At 55.6% G+C, this 21,516-nt stretch carries 24 protein-coding genes; 6 read left to right on the top strand and 18 right to left on the bottom strand.

Features of this window, described 5'->3' with window-relative positions:
* The first annotated feature begins 101 nt into the window (after positions 1-101).
* On the top strand, positions 102-1,541 hold the full coding sequence (gene rsmF, locus AAH446_RS00650; protein ID WP_342904803.1) for a 16S rRNA (cytosine(1407)-C(5))-methyltransferase RsmF: 1,440 nt from the start codon (positions 102-104) through the stop codon (positions 1,539-1,541).
* Positions 1,542-1,578: 37 nt separating this feature from the next.
* Here rsmF and AAH446_RS00645 read toward each other — a convergent pair whose 3' ends face one another.
* From AAH446_RS00645 to yobA, 6 genes are all read right to left on the bottom strand, one after another.
* Positions 1,579-2,226 (bottom strand): metallophosphoesterase, encoded by a 648-nt coding sequence (locus tag AAH446_RS00645; protein ID WP_342904802.1) that lies wholly within the window; start codon positions 2,224-2,226, stop codon positions 1,579-1,581.
* Between the two features lie 272 nt (positions 2,227-2,498).
* Positions 2,499-2,798: a hypothetical protein gene (locus AAH446_RS00640; RefSeq protein WP_342904801.1), complete on the bottom strand. Its 300-nt coding sequence runs from the start codon at positions 2,796-2,798 to the stop codon at positions 2,499-2,501.
* Positions 2,799-3,117: 319 nt separating this feature from the next.
* Complete coding sequence (locus AAH446_RS00635; protein ID WP_342904800.1) at positions 3,118-3,363, bottom strand: hypothetical protein; 246 nt, start codon at positions 3,361-3,363, stop codon at positions 3,118-3,120.
* Between the two features lie 522 nt (positions 3,364-3,885).
* A complete protein-coding gene (locus AAH446_RS00630; protein ID WP_342904799.1) occupies positions 3,886-4,233 on the bottom strand; it encodes a YebY family protein in 348 nt (115 codons plus the stop codon).
* A gap of 53 nt (positions 4,234-4,286) precedes the next feature.
* Entirely contained in the window at positions 4,287-5,168 is an 882-nt protein-coding gene (gene copD / locus AAH446_RS00625) for a copper homeostasis membrane protein CopD (protein ID WP_342904798.1), read from the bottom strand.
* 1 nt (position 5,169) lies between these two features.
* Positions 5,170-5,541, bottom strand: coding sequence for a CopC domain-containing protein YobA (gene yobA / locus AAH446_RS00620; protein WP_342904797.1), 372 nt, complete (start codon positions 5,539-5,541; stop codon positions 5,170-5,172).
* A gap of 156 nt (positions 5,542-5,697) precedes the next feature.
* On the opposite strand from yobA, the gene AAH446_RS00615 reads away from it, so the two are divergent.
* From AAH446_RS00615 to exoX, 3 genes are all read left to right on the top strand, one after another.
* Positions 5,698-5,928: a DNA polymerase III subunit theta gene (locus AAH446_RS00615; RefSeq protein ID WP_342904796.1), complete on the top strand. Its 231-nt coding sequence runs from the start codon at positions 5,698-5,700 to the stop codon at positions 5,926-5,928.
* Between the two features lie 82 nt (positions 5,929-6,010).
* On the top strand, positions 6,011-6,769 hold the full coding sequence (locus AAH446_RS00610) for a carbon-nitrogen hydrolase family protein (protein ID WP_342904795.1): 759 nt from the start codon (positions 6,011-6,013) through the stop codon (positions 6,767-6,769).
* A gap of 12 nt (positions 6,770-6,781) precedes the next feature.
* On the top strand, positions 6,782-7,447 hold the full coding sequence (gene exoX / locus AAH446_RS00605) for an exodeoxyribonuclease X (protein ID WP_342904794.1): 666 nt from the start codon (positions 6,782-6,784) through the stop codon (positions 7,445-7,447).
* On the opposite strand, the gene AAH446_RS00600 is transcribed toward exoX, so the two are convergent.
* Complete coding sequence (locus AAH446_RS00600; RefSeq protein ID WP_342904793.1) at positions 7,441-9,504, bottom strand: prolyl oligopeptidase family serine peptidase; 2,064 nt, start codon at positions 9,502-9,504, stop codon at positions 7,441-7,443. The two genes, exoX and AAH446_RS00600, sit on opposite strands and share 7 nt — an antisense overlap.
* Before the next feature lie 139 nt (positions 9,505-9,643).
* Positions 9,644-10,294, bottom strand: a complete 651-nt coding sequence (locus tag AAH446_RS00595) for a tellurite resistance TerB family protein (RefSeq protein WP_342904792.1) — start codon at positions 10,292-10,294, stop codon at positions 9,644-9,646.
* A gap of 216 nt (positions 10,295-10,510) precedes the next feature.
* Here AAH446_RS00595 and AAH446_RS00590 point away from each other — a divergent pair, with 216 nt between their 5' ends.
* Positions 10,511-11,350 (top strand): sugar phosphate isomerase/epimerase family protein, encoded by an 840-nt coding sequence (locus tag AAH446_RS00590; protein ID WP_342904791.1) that lies wholly within the window; start codon positions 10,511-10,513, stop codon positions 11,348-11,350.
* A 311-nt stretch (positions 11,351-11,661) separates the two neighbouring features.
* On the opposite strand, the gene AAH446_RS00585 is transcribed toward AAH446_RS00590, so the two are convergent.
* The gene (locus AAH446_RS00585; protein ID WP_342904790.1) at positions 11,662-12,000 is read right to left on the bottom strand and encodes a YebG family protein; all 339 of its coding nucleotides are present in this window, start codon (positions 11,998-12,000) and stop codon (positions 11,662-11,664) included.
* A 138-nt stretch (positions 12,001-12,138) separates the two neighbouring features.
* On the opposite strand from AAH446_RS00585, the gene purT reads away from it, so the two are divergent.
* Positions 12,139-13,317 carry a formate-dependent phosphoribosylglycinamide formyltransferase gene (purT, locus tag AAH446_RS00580; RefSeq protein ID WP_342904789.1) on the top strand — a complete coding sequence of 393 codons (1,179 nt, stop codon included), beginning with the start codon at positions 12,139-12,141 and terminating at the stop codon, positions 13,315-13,317.
* Positions 13,318-13,357: 40 nt separating this feature from the next.
* Here purT and AAH446_RS00575 read toward each other — a convergent pair whose 3' ends face one another.
* The 9 genes from AAH446_RS00575 to zwf form a co-directional block, all read right to left on the bottom strand.
* Positions 13,358-13,996: a bifunctional 4-hydroxy-2-oxoglutarate aldolase/2-dehydro-3-deoxy-phosphogluconate aldolase gene (locus AAH446_RS00575; RefSeq protein ID WP_342904788.1), complete on the bottom strand. Its 639-nt coding sequence runs from the start codon at positions 13,994-13,996 to the stop codon at positions 13,358-13,360.
* Positions 13,997-14,222: 226 nt separating this feature from the next.
* Positions 14,223-14,813, bottom strand: a complete 591-nt coding sequence (locus AAH446_RS00570) for a P-loop nucleotide/nucleoside kinase family protein (RefSeq protein WP_342904787.1) — start codon at positions 14,811-14,813, stop codon at positions 14,223-14,225.
* Positions 14,810-15,247, bottom strand: coding sequence for a PTS sugar transporter subunit IIA (locus AAH446_RS00565; protein WP_342904786.1), 438 nt, complete (start codon positions 15,245-15,247; stop codon positions 14,810-14,812). The genes AAH446_RS00570 and AAH446_RS00565 overlap by 4 nt, the downstream gene beginning before the upstream one ends.
* 9 nt (positions 15,248-15,256) lie before the next feature.
* The gene (locus AAH446_RS00560) at positions 15,257-15,526 is read right to left on the bottom strand and encodes a hypothetical protein (RefSeq protein ID WP_342904785.1); all 270 of its coding nucleotides are present in this window, start codon (positions 15,524-15,526) and stop codon (positions 15,257-15,259) included.
* Between the two features lie 73 nt (positions 15,527-15,599).
* Positions 15,600-16,442: a class II fructose-bisphosphate aldolase gene (locus AAH446_RS00555; RefSeq protein ID WP_342904784.1), complete on the bottom strand. Its 843-nt coding sequence runs from the start codon at positions 16,440-16,442 to the stop codon at positions 15,600-15,602.
* A complete protein-coding gene (locus AAH446_RS00550) occupies positions 16,429-17,796 on the bottom strand; it encodes a PTS sugar transporter subunit IIC (RefSeq protein WP_342904783.1) in 1,368 nt (455 codons plus the stop codon). The genes AAH446_RS00555 and AAH446_RS00550 overlap by 14 nt, the downstream gene beginning before the upstream one ends.
* Positions 17,789-18,103: a PTS sugar transporter subunit IIB gene (locus AAH446_RS00545; protein WP_342904782.1), complete on the bottom strand. Its 315-nt coding sequence runs from the start codon at positions 18,101-18,103 to the stop codon at positions 17,789-17,791. The genes AAH446_RS00550 and AAH446_RS00545 overlap by 8 nt, the downstream gene beginning before the upstream one ends.
* A 10-nt stretch (positions 18,104-18,113) precedes the next feature.
* Positions 18,114-19,094 (bottom strand): 6-phosphofructokinase, encoded by a 981-nt coding sequence (locus AAH446_RS00540; RefSeq protein WP_342904781.1) that lies wholly within the window; start codon positions 19,092-19,094, stop codon positions 18,114-18,116.
* Between the two features lie 574 nt (positions 19,095-19,668).
* A complete protein-coding gene (zwf, locus tag AAH446_RS00535) occupies positions 19,669-21,144 on the bottom strand; it encodes a glucose-6-phosphate dehydrogenase (protein WP_342904780.1) in 1,476 nt (491 codons plus the stop codon).
* Positions 21,145-21,516 lie beyond the last annotated feature (372 nt).

The following is a 21,516-nucleotide window of genomic DNA, read 5'->3' as shown; positions in this document are numbered from 1 at the left end:
CAGCATAGCCTCACCTCAAACGGACAGCCTCGCTGTCCGTTTTTTCTAGCCCACCCGTCTGTGCTAAACTGCCGCTCACTTTTTCCCAGCGGAATTTTTCAGTGTCCTCATCTTCTCGTCTCTTTTTTCCCGACGCCTTCCTGGATCAGATGCGCGAACTGCTGCCTGATGCAGCGGACTTCGATCGCTTTATCGCCATCAGCCAGCAGCCTCTGCGCCGCAGTATCCGCGTTAACACGCTCAAAATCAGCGTGGCTGACTTTCTGACGCTGGTGGAGCCCTACCGGTGGGCCCTGACGCCGATCCCCTGGTGCAGTGAAGGTTTCTGGATAAGCCGTACGGATGCAGACGACCTGCCGCTGGGCAGCACTGCCGAACATCTTGCCGGTCTCTACTATATTCAGGAAGCGAGTTCCATGCTGCCGGTCGCGGCGCTGTTCAGCGCCGGCACGCTCCCTGAGCGGGTAATGGATATGGCAGCCGCGCCAGGGTCAAAAACGACCCAAATCGCAGCAAGAATGCAGAACAAGGGCGCGATTCTTGCCAATGAGTATTCCGCCAGCCGCGTAAAAGTGCTGCATGCCAACCTGAGCCGCTGCGGCGTCAGTAACACCGCCCTGACCCACTTTGATGGCCGCGTATTTGGCCCGGCGCTGCCGGAAAGCTTTGACGCCGTACTGCTGGATGCGCCCTGTTCTGGCGAAGGCGTGATCCGTAAAGACCCGGATGCCCTGCGTAACTGGTCGGAAGCGAGCACGGAAGATATTGCCGCAACCCAGCGCGAATTGATCGACAGCGCTTTTCACGCGCTACGCCCCGGCGGCACGCTGATCTACTCCACCTGTACCCTTAATGTGCGTGAAAACCAGCAGGTGATTGCCTGGCTTCAGGCACGCTATGCAGAGGCCGTGGTCATAGAACCGCTGAACGATCTCTTTAGCGGAGCCGATCGGGCCGTGACGCCGGAAGGTTTTCTGCACGTTTTTCCGCAGCTTTTCGACAGCGAAGGCTTCTTCGTGGCCCGCCTCCGTAAGCGTGAGAGCGTACCAGCCATGCCGCTGCCGACCTATAAAGTTGGCCGGCTACCCTTCTCGCCCATGCGCACGAGAGAGCGGCAGGAGGTCACCGCCGCAGCACATAAAGCCGGATTGAAATGGGATGAGGGATCGCACAGCCTGTGGCAGCGCGATAAAGAGATCTGGCTCTTTCCGCTGGCGCTTGAGCCGCTGCTGGGCAAAGTGCGTTTCTCACGTATTGGCCTGAAGCTGGCGGAGACGTTTCCGAAAGGCTACCGGTGGCAGCACGAGGCGGTTATCGCTTTTGGCGACGGTCAGGGAGCGAACGCCTTTGAGCTGACGCTCGCGGAAGCGGAAGAGTGGTACAGAGGACGAGATATTTACCCGGAACGCGATCTGCCTGCGGATGAGATGATCGTGACCTGCCAGCGGCAGCCTGTGGGTATTGCCAAGAAAGTCGGCAGCAGGATTAAAAATAGCTACCCGCGCGAACTGGTGCGGGATGGCAAATTATTTACCTCATAAACCGTCCGGGCGGTAAGGACTGGCGGCCCGGCGTGGGTTACTGGATGCGGGCCAGCGTCAGTTCGTTACCGAACACCGCACCCGTATCAATGAAGTGCTGATTAAATCTGTGCAGCGGTTCCGGCAGCGGCGTATGGCCAAAGTAAAAGGCATCAGCGCCGCCTATCGCCCCTCCGCCACCGCTTTGCAGGCGCTCAATCCGTCCACGACTCCAGACCACCTTCGCCGCATCGATATCCGCTCCCCAGGCATACTTATCTGCCGGATAGTCGGCATGAGCCACTACAACGATGCGCTCATTTTGCAGAATATGCAGGATAAGCGGCATCTCAGCGCAGCGGCTGATGGCGTGCTTCGCTTCCACCATGCGCATCCCTTCAAGATGGTAAAACCAGTCGCCGCCGTTCATCGCCCACTGCTGGTGCTGCCCCTGCTTTAAGGCATTGAGCGCCATCTCCTCGTGGTTGCCGCGTACGCTGCGGAACCAGGGCTCCCTGAGCAGCGAAAGGCACCCCATGCTGTCCGGCCCGCGATCGATCAGATCGCCCACGCTAACCAGCAAGTCCTGGTCCGGGTCGAAATGATGGGCAACGAGCTGTTCATCCAGCATGCGCCGGCAGCCGTGCAGGTCGCCGACGATATAAATATGCCGCCAGTTTTCACCGTCCAGATACTGATAAACCATAATCACACCCTGTCTGGCTGTTCACGAAGTATTGAGGTTCCGTTCAGGTTTTACCCGCTAAAGTATAGACAGTCCGCAGACAGAGGAAGGCTCAGGCTATGTGCGATCGCAAACTATCAGGGTTGATGCTGCTGCTGTTACTGACGGGGAGTGCTTTGCTGATAGAAGTTATGGCAAGGATGCTCCACCTGATGATGGGCTGAAGCAAAAAAATGGGGATTGGTGATGCGCCAGCGCTGAACTTGCGTCACATCTGGCGCCGCCGCCTGTGGTTATTTTTCCTTCAGCGCACGTGGGTTTTTTCTCAGTGACGCCGACCAGTTAAAGGCCTTCACTTCACTTTCTTTCGCCGCTGCAGGTTTGCGGGGCTTTTTGGCGATTAACGCTTTGGTGCTCTCCTTCACCACGCGATCTTTCATCACCAGGCGCTTGGCCTCTTTCAGGATCTCTTTCTCTTCCTTTTTACTCGCGAGATGCGCCAGTTTCAGGGTCAGCTGTTTGACCTTAGCCGCGACCAGTTCTTTTTCCGCTTCGGTAAACTGGTCGATCGAAATTTCTTTCTCATTTTTCATTAAATTGGCTCCGGGCAGTCAGGCCATTCGCGGGAGTCGCGCTCCATTGCTGCCCTGTCAGGGTAAAGGGTTGTTGGGGGATATACAAGGAGAGGCGAAAAGGGGCAAGCCTGTTGGTTGAGCAGGGCTGGCCTGGCGCCAACCCCACCAGCCGCCTAAACGGCCAGCGCCTGTGACAAGCCTCTGACTAAACCTGAGCAGAGAATGCGCGAATAGCGCTTCACTCCCTTTCCCTAAAAGGATTATTTAAGGCGGGCCATGTCCGGTTAAGAAGCGGACTCTCTGACGATCTTCGCTGTTATTGTGAAACGGTTTGCCGCTATTCCTGTGTGGATTTATAGCGTGAATTGCAATAATACTGAACCGCCGCACCGGCAAGTAACATGATTATCGCCAGGGTTGCTTTATTCTCATCCTGACCCGCAAGCCCACCAAAGGCCAGAAAATAGAATCCTGCAAAAATAGCCTTGGGAAACTTCCTGGTATTACTCTGCGGCTTAATGCAGATACTGCGTACCGACCACGCCCCTAACACCAGGCCTAACAGCGCTAACATCGTTCCCATACTTTCCTCTGAAATCATCCATCCGATAAAAACCTGGCGCAAAACAGCCCACCGCGATACTGCGTGAAGCCTGCTTAAAAAGCAAATAGGCAGCGCGTCTCTGGCCTTATATCGCCGGATCGGTTTTTATCCGTCACAGCTGTGCGGTAGCCTATGCTATCGATTTTGGAAGAGGTTTGATATTACCCGGTGGGTTAAGGTTTACTTGGTTTTATAATACGTCTTCAGAGTGCTATAAAAAAAGACCGAAGACGAGTCCTGTCTTCGGTCCAGGGGAATGGCTCTTTTCAGGGAGCCTTGCGCTAAAAGTTGGCATTATTGAAGGCAATGTTGCCTTGCCCTTTAAAAGGTAGTACAGCGGCGGCGGTTTTCCAGCCAGGTATTACCCGAGGCGGCTAAAGATGCCAACTTTGTGAGCGTGGCGGAATAAACGGGGTTAGGAAGTTGCAGCAGAAAAAGATAACTTACTGCCCGCTCTGGCAAAAGCCTGGAGAAGCCTTTGCCAGAAGGAAAAGAAAGCAGTTAAGAGGCTGAGTCACACAGCTTCTGCGCGCGCGCAATTACCGGCGCCAGGCTTTTCTTCTCGCCGGGACGCTGAGGATCCTCGATCTGGATCACGCTGACCGACTGGCCCTGAGTCTGACCGCTTTTGATCAGCGCGGCGGCGCTTTCATTCAGCGGATACTGCATCAGCGTGGCGGGATTGATCACAAACAGCGCCCCCTCTTTGGTACAGGTCAGCATCACTTCTTCACGATTGAACGCCCAGTTATCCCTTCCCATCTCAAAACGGCTGACGGTAATGATTTGCGCTGCCAGTGCGCTGGTGCAAAAACTCATGGCAAGTATCAGTGTAATCAGTTTCTTCATGGTTATTTCCTGGGTCGGTAGAGAACCTGCATCGCAGGCAGTAAAAGGGTTAATCAGGCTGGTTCCAGCGTGGCGAACAGGCTGACCAGCAGTAATACGCCACCCGCCAGTATCAGCTCTGCACAGGTCGCCCGCACAAACTGATGAGCGGCATTGCCGCCGCGTTGCTGAAAACGGGGAACCAGCCAGTAACGATTCCAGAGGGCCAGGCCGCACATCATCGCCACCAGCACGGTTTTAAGCAGCAGCAGCTGACTGTAGGGCTGGAAGCTGGTGGGCGGCCAGTCGGGCAGAATAATTACCGCATTGATCAGTCCGCTGAGCACCACCAGCGCCACGGCCAGATGGCCGAAGGCTGAAAAGCGCATTAGCGTACGGACGGCCGCCTCGCGCAGCGACGGATGCCGCGTATCCGCCATCACGAAAAGCACCGGCAGTAACCCACCCGCCCAGAATGCACCCGCTATCAGATGCACCGCCTGGTTAGTTCGCTGAAATATACCCGGTACGCCGTCAAGCAGGGTCGCATGGCCGGTAAAGGCCAGTCCAATCAGCTGCGCCGCCGCGCTGAAAAGATATATTCCCTGCCGCGCCCTGCCAGCCAGGGCGAACGCCATGACGCCTGTTAAGGCTGCCGCAAGCTGCCACTGCCAGACCATGCCGAAATGCGTTTGCAGTACCGCCTGCCAGATCGCTATACGGAGAATATCCTGCCAGCCGTCGCCCATCATGCCGGTCTGCGCCGCCAGCAATAACAGGGCACTGACCAGAGCGACAATGGCGCTGCCGCCAGAAAGCTGGCGGCAGCGCTGGGCGATATGCTGACCATAAGGCTGGGGCGCCAGCAGCACCGAAAAGAGGCTGCTGCCCGCCAGCGCCATCAGCGCGGAGAAATGCACCCAGCGCAGGAGGACATATATGAGGCTGAGGGACATTCTATTTCACGCTGAAGCGATAGTTCCCTTTGGTTTTATGACCATCAACTGAAAGCACATGCCACTTCACCTGATAATCCCCGCTGGCCAACGGCTTTTCGAGCGGGACGATCAGCTGATTATGCTGCTTCGGCGCACGCTCCGCTTCCGTCAGCGGCATCGGCTGCTGCGCTTTGTCGAGCACTTCAACGCCGCTGAAGGCGGGCTCGATATCTTCCGAAAAGGTGAGCGTCAGTGCCTGCGGTGACACCTCCATGGTGGCGTCCGCCGCCGGATACTGGCTTTTCAGATGCGCATGCGCCAAGGCCTGCGGGGAAGAAGCGGCAGCCATCACAGCCAGAGTCAAAACCATAGAAATCTTACGCGTCAACATCGTATTATCCTTATCTGAGCAGCTCGCGTGCTGCGTGACGCGGCAAGAATACCCCGCTTAAAATAGCGTGTCGAGCCGATCGGGGCGTTACCGCACGGGAGACTTGCGAAATCCCATTAACTCCTTTATTTTTGCGGCGACTAACGGGAGAGAATCATGCACTACAACCTGGCAGAACTGCCTCAGGATGAGAAAGACAAGGTGAACGTTGACCTGGCGGCGGCAGGCGTGGCCTTTAAGGAGCGCTACAATATGCCGGTCGTGGCCGAAATGGTGGAGCGTGAACAGCCTGAACCGCTGCGCGACTGGTTTCGCCAGCGTCTGGCTCACTATCGCCAGGCGTCACTGAGCCTGTCCCGCCTGCCTTATGAACCCCGGCAAAAATAGTCCTGTTTTCCCGTTCTTCTCTTGTTTTTCCCTGCCGCTTCGGTTGAGATAGCGGCTTACGCACCAATCCGCAGGAGAACCTATGTCCGTCTGGAGTATTGCTGCCGCCCAGTCGGGATCGCGTTCCGGGGAAATTGACTGGAATATTTCACGCCATCTCGACTTCGTTCGTCAGGCCGCCGAACACAGCGTTGATTTACTGATTTTTCCTGAGCTTTCCCTGACCGGGTACGAGCTTGCCCTCGCTCCCTCTCTCGCGATGTCTCTTGACGATCCGCGGCTGGCGGTGTTTGCCGATGCGGCTGCCACGCACCAGATGGCGATTGTGATCGGGCTGCCGCTGCTGGACGGGCCGGACACGCTGCTCGCCGCCGTGGCTTTCTTACCGGAAGGGACGCGCATCTCCTACGGCAAACGTAAACTGTTTGGCGAGGAGAAATTGTTTTTCAAGGCGGGACAAAGCGTGCCGCTGTTTGGCTATCAGCAGCACCATGTGGCGATGGCGATCTGCGCCGATATCAGCGTCGAAGCCTATGCCCGCGACGCCGCGCAGCGTGGCGCCAATCTCTATGCAACTGGCGTGCTGGTTTCAGAGCAGGGCTACCATAACGACTGCGAGTATCTGGCCCGCTGGTCGCGTGACTACAAAATGGCGGTGCTGATGGCGAACCATGCCCTGCCGACCGGCGGCTATCAGAGCGCAGGTAAAAGCGCGCTCTGGGATGAAAGCGGCAGGCAGGTCGTACTGGGCGGCAGCGGTGAAGAGTTAGTTATTGCCCGGCGAAAAGGTAAACTGTGGCAGGGAGAAGTGCATTCTGTTGGACATCACTCTGCTATCTGAAAAGGATGAATATTGTTACGCGTAATTGATACCGAAACCTGCGGGCTTCAGGGCGGCATTGTCGAAGTAGCGTCTGTTGACGTCGTCGATGGACAAATCGTCAATCCGATGAGCGATCTTGTTTGCCCCGACCGCCCTATCAGCCCTCAGGCGATGGCGATACACCGCATTACCGAAGCGATGGTGGCGGACAAACCGCCCATTGAGCAGGTTGTCAGCCGCTATCATGGCAGTGATTACTACGTCGCGCATAATGCCAGCTTCGATCGCCGTATGCTGCCGGAAATGCATGGCGAATGGATATGTACCATGAAGCTGGCCCGCGGCCTGTGGCCGGGGCTGAAATACAGTAACCAGGCCCTGCGCGAGGCGCTACAGCTGGAGGTGACGCCGCCTGCGGATCTTCATGCCCACCGCGCGCTCTACGACTGTTATGTGACAGCGTCACTTTTAATCCGCATCATGAGCTTTTCCGGTTGGGATGCCGCCGAGATGATACGCAGGATGCAGGTGCAGGGTTCCAGCACTACCTTCCCGTTCGGGAAGTATCGCGGCAGTAAAATTGATGATGTGGCAAAACGCGATCCCGGCTATCTCAAATGGATGCTGAAAAATATCCGGGATCTGAAGCCCGATCTTCGTAGCGCCATGGAGCGTGCCCTGTCAGCCGATCAGTGAGCCGTACCGGCTCCGAGCGTTTCCTGCGCCAGTCCGATCAGAAAAGCGTATTCAAGCGCCACTCCCTCATAGGATTTAAAACGGCCTGACTTCCCGCCATGGCCGGCATCCATATCGGTGCAGAGCAGCAGCAGATTGTTATCGCTCTTCATCTCCCGCAGCTTCGCCACCCATTTTGCCGGTTCCCAGTACTGCACCTGGGAATCGTGCAGGCCGGTCGTCACCAGCATATGGGGATAGGCTTGCGCAGCAATGCGGTCATATGGGCTGTACTGACGCATATAGCGGTAATAGTCTTCCTCTGCCGGATTCCCCCATTCATCATATTCGCCGGTGGTGAGCGGGATGGTTTCATCCAGCATGGTCGTGAGCACATCGACAAAAGGTACCTGAGCCACCACGCCATCAAAACGATCCGGGGCCATATTGATCACGGCCCCCATCAGCAGTCCCCCGGCGCTTCCTCCCATCGCATAAAGTTTTTTCGGGTCGCCATAGCCTTTCGCCACCAGCGCATCGGTGACGTCGATAAAGTCGTGGAAGGTGTTCATTTTCTTCAGCAGTTTGCCATCTTCATACCACTGCTGCCCCAGCTCGCCCCCGCCGCGTATATGCGCCAGCACGTAAACGAAGCCGCGATCCAGCAGGCTGAGGCGACTGGTGCTGAAATCGGCATCCATGCTGCTGCCGTAAGAGCCATAGCCGTATATTAGCATCGGGTTTTTACCGGGCCTGAAATGTTCACGGTGATAGACCAGCGAAACGGGGACTTCAACGCCGTCCCGCACCTTGATCCAGTGGTGCTCACTCTGGTAAAGCGTGGCATCAAAGCCTTTAACCTCAGTCTGTTTCAGCACCCGCCGCTCGCCGCTGTCCATATCCAGTTCAAACAGCGTGTCCGGCGTGGTCATGGAAGAATAGCCGTAGCGCAGCTTGCCGGTTTCCGGGCTGGGGTTATAGGAAAGCCAGGTCACATAGGCCGGATCGTCAAAGGCGATCCCGAAGGTTTCGCCGTTCTTCCGGCAGATTTGCCGCAGGCTGGTCAGCCCGCGCTGACGCTCTTCCACCACCATCCAGTCGCGAAACACCGTGAAGCCTTCCAGCACGATATGGTCCCGCGCCGGCACCAGGGTTTGCCACTCTTTTTCAGCAAAGTGATCGGTCCGGTAAAGGCCAAAGTTTTTGCCTTCCCGGTTGGAGCGCAGATAAAAATAGTGCTGGTAGTGATCGAGCGTATATTCATGATCCTTACGGCGTGGACAGAATACCTGCGGCTTTGCATCAGCATATTCCGCGTCCAGCAGCAGAACCTCACTGGTAGTGCTGCTGCTCAGGGAGATCAGGATAAAATGCTCTGAGGTGGTTTTATGCACGCTCACGTAGAAGGTGTCGTCCTTCTCTTCATACACCAGTTCATCCTGCTCCTGTGGCGTTCCCACCCGGTGACGCCAGACCTGCCAGGGCAGCAGCGTCTGCTTATCCTTCAGAACGTAATAGAGCGTGCGGCTGTCGTTCACCCAGACGAAACTGGAAGAGACGTTTTCCAGCACCTCAGGATACCAGCAGCCGGTGGCGAGGTTGCAAAAGCGGATGCCGTACTGGCGGCGCGACAGAAAATCTTCCGCCAGCGCCATGGTCTGATTATCGGGAGAGATGCTCAGCCCGCCCAGCGTATAAAATTCGCTGCGCGCGGCGCGCTGATTGCCATCGACCAGGGTTTCCCAGACTTCCGGCGTGGGAGTATCCGCGGGCTGGCGGGTATGAATAGCATATTCATTCCCCTCCTCGTAGCGGCGCTGATAGCGATAGCCATTTCTGACCCAGGGAACGGAATGATCCTGCTGCGGGATGCGGTCCATCATCTCTCTGAGCAGGCGCTCCTGCAGCGCCTGCTGGGACTGCATCACTTCTCTGCCGTAATCATTCTCGGCATGCAGATAGTCCAGCACGTCGGGGTCTTCCCGGCTGTCGTCACGCAGCCAGTAGTAGTTATCCGTGCGGGTTTCGCCGTGCAGGCGCATCTCATAAGGTATTTTTTTTGCTGCTGGTGGTTTCATTTTGCCTGCCCCGCAAAGTCATATTGATGACATAAGGGTGGCATGTTGTGTGGCTGAAAGCCAGGCGGCAAAGCGGGAGAATTTTGAAATAGCACGATGAAACAGCGGGTTGGGGCAGCGCGCGCCGCCCCCGATTACGTCAGACAGTGAGCTTCTCTTTTTCCTCCTGGATGTCACGCGCCATGCTTTCGCGAACATCCTGGGGAATTTTAAGCTCATCCCCCAGCGCCTGAAGATAGCTGCGCTCCATAAAATGATCGAGATCGATAACGAGGTTGCTGAGGAAGTAAACCTCCAGCGCTTCTTCTTCATTTTTCACGTCCTGCGCCAGCTTTTGCGGGTCAAGGGGCATATCAATAGCCTGCTGGATCAGCCGCTCGCCCTCCTCTCCCAGACCGGCCTGATGGATATGCTCATCAATCGCTTTTCGCTCTGCGTCATCAATATGACCGTCGCTTTTGGCGGCGAAGACCAGCGCCTGCACCAGGCGTTCGGCACGGCGATCGACCGGAGAGTGCGCCTGAACAGCCTTAGCTTCGTTGCCACGCGCTTCGCCTATGCGCTGCTTATATTTATTCCACAGCACAGTTCCCGCCGCAGCGCCGCCACCGATAATAAGGGCATTTTTGCCGTACTTTAGCAGCAGGTTGCGTGAGGATTTACTGCCGATTAACATCGCGGCGAGACCGCCCAGCGCACCGGGCGCCAGCATTTTACTTAGTCCTTCTCCGCCACCTGCCTTGCTGTGGTTGCCCATCAGGGACTGTATCTGTTGCAGCCAGTTAGCCATCGTCTTCCCTTCTTTTACCGGAAAACTTCAGCATAGTTACGGTCACGTCAAGAATCGTCAAGGCAGGCAAAGCCTGGAAAACCTTTATCGCCCTGACGCCGCGGGTAAATGTTCACGCGTGGCTATACTTATCAGCCGGACAAAGTCAAAAGGTCAGACCGGATGGACAAGGTGCCGCCGGAAAAGCTCGTTTACACAGCTGATAAGGAGAGCAGGATGCGTTTTCAGAACAACCCTTTGTTTATCAATACGGTTTTGCTGGGCGGCAGCCCGGAGGAGAAAGCGACAGCCGCGGCCCTGGCAGGCTTCAGCCAGCTGGAACTCTGGCGGCAGGATGTCGAAGCGGCCGGCGGTACGGCGCAGGATATGGCCCGCTTTTTACAGGAGCACAAGCTGTCGCTGACGGACTATCAGGTTCTGCTGGACTTTGATGGCGCACCGGACGGAGAGCGGGAAGAAAAACGGCAGCTGGCGCTGGAGATGCTGGATACGGCGGTGACGCTGGGCGCGGGCACCCTTCTGACGCCGGCTTCCACGCATAAGGCGTGTATTGCAGAAAGAGAGGAAGAGGATATTCGCTGGCTGGCTCAGGAGGCCGGGAAACGCGGATTGCGGGTGGCGTTTGAGGCAATGGCCTGGAGCACGCATATCAATACCACAGCCGCGGCCTGGCAGCTTGTGCAGCGCGTTAATGAACCGAACCTGGGTCTGGTGGTGGATGCTTTTCATATCTTTGTGCGTAACCGCACGATAGCCGATCTGCACGGCATACCGATGGAGAAGATTTTTCTGGTGCAGCTTTCCGATTTAGCCACGCTGCCGTCAGCCGATCGGGTGGTGGATGTCGCCCGCCATCAGCGATTGCTGCCAGGCCTGGGAAACTTCCCGCTTTATACGCTGCTGGACTATCTTGAGGCGGAGGGCTACGACGGGCCGTTAGGACTGGAGGTTTTTAACGACAAGATCCACCAGCAGGCGCCTGCCGATGCGGCTAGAGAAGCGATGCACGCGCTGAAGCGTTGCTGCGCCAGGGCATCCATAATGCAGCCGGAGTGAAACTGCGCTTACCGATCCGCCGACGCGGCTAAGGTTACGCCAAGGTCACGGAAAGAAGCAGGCTACCGTATCTGGCAGCTTCAGACTAATCACTAAATAGTGGCTCTGGGAACAGGGCCTGCTCGTAAAGACGCAAAAGCATCGTCCCTGATAGCCCGTCCCGCGCCGTCCATGGCGCGGGACGCTTTACTCCCAGTCCCTGTTCCCCGAGCTTTACCTTTGTCAGCTGTCTGAGGCTGCCGTACCCGGCAGCCTGCCGCTGACGGCCCTGCCGTTCAACCGCTTCGGGCCTGTGTTGCTTAGCGATCCGATCAGGCCGCTTTAATGCGCGCTGCCTTAGGCTTTGTTTTTTCTTCCGCGTCTTCTTCTTCCATCGACGCCACGGTCGCTACCGCAGGATGCGCCTCTGCCGCATCCGGCATTTTGCTGGTGCGCAGAATATGCTGGACCGCATCTTTATTTTCCGCGAGGAACAGACCGAGCGCCTCACGCTGCTCCTCTTCCATCGCCAGCGGACCGGCGCTCAGCCAGTCACAGAAAACCTCCGCCATATCGAGCATTTTGTCATACGCGTCGGCCTCTTTCTTACTGGCGAAAGTCATCTTTTCCTCACCTTTTCTGACGACAACATATTTGATTTCAACAGCCATAGTTTCCACCCGGTTTACTGTATTTTTATACAGTATAACAGCAGCCATTTTTCAGCTCAACCCCGGAAAGCAGATGAACGCGCAAACGTTTTCGTTTATACTGCGCCCGCGTTTTTTTCCTCCAATCAGGTAGAGATTATGACAACTCTTGGAACCGCGCTGCGCCCTGCCGCAACCCGTGTAATGCTGTTAGGTTCAGGTGAACTGGGCAAAGAAGTCGCGCTTGAGTGCCAGCGCCTCGGCGTGGAAGTGATCGCGGTTGACCGCTATGCCGATGCGCCAGCGATGCACGTCGCCCACCGCAGCCACGTGATCAATATGCTCGACGGCGAGGCGCTTAAGGCGCTGGTTGCGCTGGAGCGACCTGATTACATCGTGCCGGAAATTGAGGCCATCGCCACCGACATGCTGATTGCGCTGGAAAAACAGGGCGAACATGTGGTGCCCTGCGCCCGGGCAGCTCATCTGACCATGAACCGTGAAGGCATCCGCCGACTGGCGGCAGAAGAACTTGCCCTGCCCACTTCCAGCTACCGCTTCGCCGACAGCCGCAGCGCGTTCGATCGGGCTGCGGCTGAAATTGGTTTCCCCTGCATCGTTAAGCCGGTTATGAGTTCATCCGGTAAGGGTCAGAGTTTTATCCGGGAAGCCGCACAGCTTGACGCCGCCTGGGCCTACGCCCAGCAGGGCGGTCGCGCGGGCGCGGGTCGCGTCATCGTGGAAGGCGTGGTGAAGTTTGATTTCGAAATTACCCTGCTGACCATCAGCGCGTCAGATGGCATTCACTTCTGCGCCCCGGTCGGCCACCGTCAGGAAGATGGCGATTACCGTGAATCCTGGCAGCCGCAGCAGATGAGTAAACTGGCTCTGGAACGCGCTCAGGCTATTGCCGCTAAAGTTGTCGGTGCGCTCGGCGGCTATGGACTGTTCGGCGTTGAACTCTTTGTCTGTGGTGATGAGGTGGTGTTCAGTGAAGTCTCGCCGCGTCCACACGATACGGGAATGGTAACGCTGATTTCTCAGGATCTCTCTGAGTTTGCCCTTCACGTCCGTGCTTTCCTGGGTCTGCCTGTGGGCGGCATCCGTCAATACGGCCCGGCAGCCTCCGCCGTGATCCTTCCTTCACTGCACAGTGACAACGTCCAGTTTGCGCAACTTGATGGCGTGCTGGGAGCGGGATTACAGATCCGTCTTTTTGGTAAGCCGGAAATTGCGGGGCAGCGTCGTCTTGGCGTGGCGCTTGCCAGCGGTGAGAGCATCGAAGACGCCGTGGCACGGGCTACCCGCTGTGCCGCGGGGGTCAAGGTCAGCGGTTAACAGCGAAAACCGCGCCTGCCTGCAGGCGCGGTTTCTTCGCTTAGCGGGCGCCAGCGACCGCTTCTTTCGCCAGTTGTGTGATGCGATCGTAGTCCCCTGCCTCAAGCGCATCCGCGGGCACCAGCCAGGAACCGCCGATACAAAGGACGCTTTTCAGCGCAAGGTAATCCCGATAGTTCGCCGGTGAAATACCGCCCGTCGGACAGAAACGCACTTGCGGGAAGGGACCGCCAATAGCCTGAAGCGCTTTAACGCCGCCGTTCGCTTCAGCCGGGAAGAATTTGAACTCCCTCAGGCCGTAATCAAGCCCGGTCATCAGTTCTGACACGGTGCTGATGCCGGGGATCAGCGGCACCGGGCCGTCAACGGCCGCCTTCAGCAGCGACGCCGTAATACCGGGGCTGATCACAAACTGCGCGCCCGCATCGGTAACCTGTTTTAGTTGCTCAACGTTCAGCACGGTACCCGCGCCAACGATCGCTTCCGGCACTTCCCTGATCATCGCCTTAAGGGCATCCATCGCGCAGGGGGTGCGCAACGTGACTTCCAGCACCTTCACGCCTCCTGCCACCAGCGCTTTTGCCATCGGCACAGCGTGCTCAAGTTTATTCACCACGATCACCGGCACTACCGGACCGGTGGTCAGGATCTGTTCTGCGCTTGTTTTCCAGTTACTCATCGTCCTGCTTCTCCTGTAAAACCCACCTCTGCGCTGTCGGCAAGGCGGCAAAAGCGACGCACCAGGCGTCAGGAAAGTTATTGCTGCATCTACCATACAGGATGTTGACGGCGTGCGTCCATGCGCTTGCTCAGTTTTTGAAACTACGGTTCATTTTTTTGTGCGCCGGTGCGGATCGGGCAAAATAAAGGCGCTGAGAAGCGCCATTATGGATAAGAAACCGGACTTAGCTGACCGGACGGGAAGGTGCATGACCATTGACGGCCTGCGTAACAGAAGAGGAAAATCGCGCGCTGAGCCAGCGATCGAGACCGGAATAGTCGACTGTCGTTCCCTGCTCCAGCCGATAGACCGGCCCCAGCGCCAGGGGTTCTGCTTGTTGAGCCAGCCTGTACAGCTCCGGCAAGTAATCTTCGCCCGGATGGCCTTGTTTGCGCTCGTGCAGCCGCGCGCCGTAGCGCGCCACCGCGTGCTCTGGCGAGACCGCATTCCAGATCTCCAGCACCTGCCCGACGGCAGCCTGCTCAAAAATGGCCTGCCAGAACGCAGGCGGCTGAAAGCCAAACCAGGCATCCACCACATAGATGCACTTTTTGGGCGCCTGCGCCACGATGCTGCCAATGGCCTGGCAGGCGGCGCGCCCCAGCTGCCGGTTTGTCGCCCGGTCAAGATCAGGGTACTGCGCCATAAAGGGTTCTTTGATGTCGTCTACGGAGAGCGACGGCCAGTTAAACCGATCGCTCAGGTGGCGTACGACCGTGCTTTTCCCTGATGCAGGTACGCCATTCACCAGCACCAGCGTTTTGCCATACTTCATAGGATCTCCACCACTTGCTCAGGGGTACGGGCCTGGCGCAGCTGGCGCAGCACCTCTTCGTCATCCAGCAGGCTCACGATGGCGCGGATGCCGTCCTGAATATGTGAGTTGCTGTCGCGGGCGGCAAACATAATCACGATGTCCGCTTTATCGCTGTCGTGAAACTGCACGGGTTCATCCAGCAGCACCAGGCTGAAACCGTTTTTGATCACGCCACATTCCGGGCGTGCATGCGGCATCGCTATACCCTCGTCAAACACGTAATAGGCGCCGTGCTCCAGGGTACTGTCGATCACCGCCTGGCCGTAACGCTCCTCGACGTAGCCCTGAGCAACCAGCGGCCTGGCTGCCAGATAAATAATTTTTTGCCAGTCCTTTTCCTTTATGCCGACCTGAATCGCCTGGGCGTCGATTAATAGCTGTTTAATCGTCATCTTTTCTCCCTAAATATTACGGCGAATAGTATTTCGTAATTCATCAATTTTAACGAATACCTCATCCACCTGCTGACGGTGCTGGGGACTTTTCGCGAAGACGGATAAAGCACGGTTGTAACGCAGCATCAGCGTTTTTTGCGTCTCGCCGTCACGCGGGTCCGTCGCTAATTTATCTTCCAGCTGCTGCAGCTCCGCCATTAATTGCCCGGCCTCCTGCTGAACTTCACCCTGCGCTTCCGGCGCTTTGTTAAATAAAGACTTTATGGATGAAAACATATTATCCTCCCGGCCCCGACGGACAAGCCGGGGCCTTTTGCAGTTAAGCAAATAAAATTCAGTTACGGCGGATTTATTTAAATAATGCGATCTTTTCCATCAATATATTGGTGACGGCCTGGTTGGCAGGAATAAGAAATTTGCGCACGCTGTCGTTAACTTTGCCTTTTTCAAAAGTCGCTTTACATTGCCCCACCCACTGCACATTCATTTCGGTGCCGACATTGACCTTATCAATGCCTTCGGTCACCACTTTACGCATGTCCTCGTCGCTGACGCCGGTACCGCCATGCAGTACCAGAGGCTTACGGGTGACTTCACTGATGGCCGCCAGGCGCTGGTGCTGGATCTGGGTTTTACCGGTATACATGCCGTGCACGGTACCAATGGAAACGGCCAGCATATCCACATCGGTGGCCTCTGAATAACGCATGGCATCTTCAACGGTGGTAAATTCAATCGCGTCCATATCGACGGATTTTCCATCTTCGGTGCCGCCGATGGCGCCCAGCTCACCCTCTACGGTGATATTTCGTGGCCGGGCCAGCGCAACGACCTTTTTAGTGTTTTCGATATTCTCCTCAATCGGCAAATGCGAGCCGTCGTACATTACCGAGCTGAACCCGGCATCCATCGCGGTGGTGATGTCTTCAATACTCGAACAGTGATCAAGATGTAAACAGGCAGGCACATCGTGGCTTGCCGACAGTGAGCGGACCGAATCCACCAGCAGCTTATGACCCAGATACTCCGCCGTACCGGTAGAGATCTGAATCATCAGCGGGCTGCCGGTGTTTTGCGCCGCTTTAAAAAACGCCGGCAGCATTTCCAGGCAGTGCAGATTAAATGAGCCAACCGCTTTGAAATTACGTTGCTTGGCGACAGTCAGAAGATTAGTAAAATTATACAGACTCATGGACCTTCTCCTCATGGTGCTTAGTAGATTTGCCGTTGACGAACCAGGCAAGTAAGGTGACAAACAGGATGAATACGCCGACAAACAGCCAGTTATTCTGGAACGCGTGTCCCAGCAGCAAACCACTGCTGATCACATCGGAGTCGCTAAAGGTCACGCCGGTGAAACCGTAGCTTTCCAGCATTGGCACCAGGATGGCGGGCAGGAAGGTGATAAACAGGCCGTGTACCACACCGCCGATAATCGCGCCACGGCGGCCGCCCATCGCGTTGCCGAATACCCCTGCCGTTCCGCCGGCAAAGAAGTTGGTCAGCAAACCCGGCAGGATCATCGCCAGCCCGAACATAGGGAAAACGACCATGCCGATAAGGGAGCCTGCGGTGGTGGCCAGGAAGCCGACAATCACCGCATTAGGCGCATAAGGGAACAGCACCGGACAGTCGAGCGCGGGTTTGGCATCGGGAACAATGCGCATGGCGATGCCGCGGAAAGCCGGAACCAGCTCGTTTAACAGCAGACGCACGCCGCTATAGAGCACAAAGACGCCGGCAACAAACTGAATAGCCTGCATAAATGCGTACATCAGGTAGTTAGTGCCGCCGGAAAACTGTGCGATATAGGCGGGACCCGCCGCCAGCGCAGGGATCAGGTACATCGGCACCATCACGACCGCCATCGAAAAATAGGTGTCCTGCAGGAACTTGAAGTTGTCCGGCAGTTGCAGATCTTCCGTGGAGCGGGAACCTTTGCCCACCACTTTGGCGACGGCGGCCTGCACCAGGTAACCGAGCGTGCAGAAATGCCCCAGGGCGACATCGTCTGAGCCAGTGATACGACGCACAACCGGCTGCGCCAGCGCGGGCATGACGACCGCCATTATTCCGCCAAAGATACCGCCGGTCAGAATCAGCGGCAGGCCGGTCAGGCCGGTTTTGTAGCCGATCACCGCGCCGATGGTGGCCATCCAGAGCAGCGCCTGTCCGGTCAGGAAGATATATTTAAAGGGCGTAATGCGGGCAATCAGAATATTAACGGCAAAGATAACCATTAACGTCAGCGCCACTTCCGAACCAAGCTCACGGTTAGCCAGACCGGCAATAGCCGCCACATCGGTGATGTAGCCCTGCATGCCGAAACCGTGCGTGAAAATATCGTTCAGGAAGGTCAGCGTGGCGACAATGATATTGATCCCCGCCATCATAATCAGAAAGCCCAGCAGCGTTTTGAAGGTGCCCTCCACCACTTTTCCCGCGGATTTTTTTTGTAAGATCAGCCCCAGCATGGCAATACAGGCGATAAGAATAGAAGCCTGTCCCAGCAGATCTTTTACAATGAAGTTGATGATATCAGTCATGCTCCGCCACCTTCAGATTGTGCGTTTTCATATAAGCCAGAATTTTTTCTTCAATTTCCGCCTTATCGGTAAGCCGGTTCAGGACAATTACGCGGCTGGCTTCTTCGGGCGTTGCGTCGGCCGTGAGAATATCGGCAAAGGCTTTTTGCGTGAGGATCATGTCGGATTTAAAAGCGTTGGCTTCAGAGACCGTAGTGTGATCCAGCTTCGCCGGGATTTGTAATTTTTTAAATACCGCCTGCGCGCTCATTTCAATTGCAAAGCTTGAACCTAAACCGCAGCCACATACACAGAGAACGTTAAGCATGAGAGTATCCTTAAATAATGTTGATCTGTTTAGCCAGTTTATAATGATGCCCTTCGGCGTCGACCAGCCGCTTTTGCATACTCACTAAATCTATTGGAATGGGTTTATTACCCGCATTAATAATGATGGCTTTATTTTTCATCCCGGCGTTAATACAGCGCACCACCTCGCTCGCCATAATTGTGCCCTGATATATCTCCTCACAGGTTGGGTCGCCATTTCGCAATCCGTATCCCATAAGGGTTTTACGAATGCGTACGCCAATGCGCGGTTCAAGTTGTTTTATTAACGTGTCGATCGCCCCCTGAAAGCCAGGGGAATACTCTTTGGTGTAGCCTTCTGAACACAAAATAATGACGCTGTTCTGGCCGGCCAGACGCTCTTTAATACGCTCAGCCAGCGCGGGCACCGGGATCTGGCACTCCGGGATCAGCGCAAAATCCGCGTTGCTTTTGATGGCTGCCTGCAGGGTTAACTCACCGCAGTAGCCGCCTAACAGCTCCATCATAAACACCCTGCCCGGCAGCGCCCGTCCGGTATTACGCAGTTTTCTGACTTCCGTAATGACCTGTTCACAGGCGGTAGAAAAACCAATGGAGTAATAACTGCCAAATACGTCATTATCGATAGTCATGCCGACACCGAAGCAATTAACGCCGTATTCACTCAGGTTATGCAGGAATTGCAGAGAACCGTCGCCGCCCGCCATGACCAGCACATCAATGTGCAGGCCTTTTAATTTCTTTGCGATATGTTCATATTCGCTACTCATCAGTTTTCGCTCGGTTCTCCCCGACGCCATAACGGGGATCGCGGAGATTGAATAATCAACCAGATCACGGGCGCTTATTTCCTGATGATGATTCTCCAGCAATCCGGCAATTCCACCATTAAATAACGTCATTTCTGCGCCAGCCTGCTTTGCCAGCTGGAAAATAAAATTATTGATGCCGGAAACGTCGCCTCCGCTGATTACCATGCCGATTTTCATTGTTACCTCCTGAGTAAGGGCGCAGGTAAATATTTACCGAATACAAGACCTGAATTTGCAACGGATATCACATTAAAGGGAATATTATCGGGGCGGTGATCGTTGACAGCGCATTTCAATGGCTAATTTTTGTGAGGTTAATCACAGGTGAGAAGCGTGATGAATTTAACAGTAATAAAAATTTCAACAGTAAAATCATTAAGTTAAATTTTACGCTATCGGGAGGACGGCAGATGCCTGAAGAGAGGGAAATATCCGGAAATTTCGGATGCAATTTTGTGAAGCCTGACGCATTTTTTTGGCGTACCGATAAGGCGGTCATTCGCGGCTAATACCCTAAGGTGTTAATCGCAGGCAGAAATACCCCCAGGGCGCGTCCATTCAGGCAGCACTGGGTTAATTCGGATAGCGTTAATAAGACGGGAATAATGACTTATAACCGGAGAGTATCGGAAAGAGAAAATCAGAAAAGGGTGAAACAGGAGGGTCAGCAGGCACAGAGGATCGGCTACAGTCGATCTTCCGTGCCTTAATCAGCCCCCCGCTACTTCTCAGCAACGGAGCGGGCCATCACCTACTCAAATTCGTTCCAGGAGCGGCCGTCGCGGGTAATCATAGCCACGGACGCCACCGGGCCCCAGGTGCCCGCCTGGTAAGGCTTAGGTGCTTCTTTATCTGACGCCCAGGCCTCCATGATGGAGTCAACCCACTTCCAGGCTTCCTCAACCTCATCACGGCGCACAAACAGCGCCTGAATGCCGCGCATGGTTTCCAGCAGCAGACGCTCGTAGGCATCCGCCAGATGGGACTGGTTGAAGGTCTCCGAGAAGCTCAGGTCAAGCTTGGTGGTCTGGAGGTTATGCTTGTGATCCAGCCCCGGCACTTTATTCAGGATCTGAATATCGACACCCTCATCCGGCTGCAGGCGGATAGTCAGCTTGTTCTGCGGCAGTTCCTGCCAGGAATCCTTAAACAGGTTCAGCGCCGGGTTTTTGAAGTAGACCACCACTTCTGAACACTTGGAGGGCAGTCGTTTACCGGTACGCAGGTAGAACGGCACGCCCGCCCAGCGCCAGTCGTCGATGTCCACGCGAATAGACACGAAAGTTTCCGTGCTGCTCGATTTATTCGCGTCCTCTTCTTCCAGATAGCCCGGAACCTTTTTCCCCTGGACGAAGCCTGCGGTGTACTGACCGCGTACGGTTTTATCGCGCACGTTGGTGTGATCGATACGGCGTAGCGAACGCAGCACCTTCACTTTTTCATCACGGATGCGGTCGGCGGAGAGATCGGCTGGCGGTGACATGGCGATCATGGTCAGGATCTGCAGAAGGTGATTCTGGATCATATCCCTCATCTGTCCCGCTTTGTCGAAGTAACCCCAGCGACCTTCGATACCGACTTCTTCCGCCACGGTAATCTGCACGTGGTCGATGGTACGGTTATCCCAGTTGGAGGCAAACAGCGAGTTGGCGAAGCGCAGCGCCAGCAGGTTAAGCACCGTTTCCTTGCCCAGATAGTGGTCAATACGGAAGACCTGATTCTCTTCGAAGTACTCCCCTACCTGGTCATTGATCTCACACGAGGTTTCCAGCGAAGTGCCCAGCGGCTTCTCCATCACCACGCGCGCCGGCTGTGCGTTGAGTTTCGCCTGGCCCAGCCCCTTACAGATGGCGCCGAATGTGCCCGGCGGCATCGCAAAATAGTTAATGGTTACGCGCTTTTTCTGATCGAGCATTTTGCCAAGCCTGGCGAAATGCGCTGAGTCGTTCACGTCAAGGTTACAGAAATCAAGCCGGCTACTCAGTTTGTCCCACAGCGCCTCGTCGATTTTCTCCTTCATAAAAGTTTCCAGCGCTTCGCGCACAACCTTGGTGTAAGCGGCCTTATCCCATTCTGCACGGCCCACGCCAATGATGCGGGATTCTTCATGAATCTGACCGGCTTTTTCTAACTGATACAGGGAAGGCAACAGTTTCCGGCGTGCCAGATCGCCTTTGGCACCGAAAATCACCAGATCGCATGCCTGGGCTGTTTGTGTAACCGCCATTATATTCTCCTCGTTGCAGGATGAGCCTGACCTGCTGAATCCGTCTGCTCAGGCTCTTATTGTAATTTTCTTTCGACACAATGTACTGATTTGCCGGGGCCACGTAAACCGGACCGCCTTGCTGAAGCACGCAGTGGTACGGCCCCGCCTGTTTTAACACCATTCACCGCCTGACGAACGCACAGTTTATGCGTAATTTTTCGACTTTTTTGTTACTGTGTTTACAACTCTGAAAGTCAGACACAGATCAAAGTCTGGTAAAAAAAGGCGATAAACCGCGCCGCGCCTCTGCCGTCGGCCCGTCGGGGCCCTGTATATTCTCAACAAATTGACATTGATTGCACCTTTGGTTGAAATCGTCAGAATGTATGA

The sequence above is a fragment of the Erwinia psychrophila genome, assembly GCF_039023475.1.
Lineage (GTDB): Bacteria > Pseudomonadota > Gammaproteobacteria > Enterobacterales > Enterobacteriaceae > Erwinia.
This window is presented reverse-complemented; position numbering and strand designations above follow the sequence as displayed.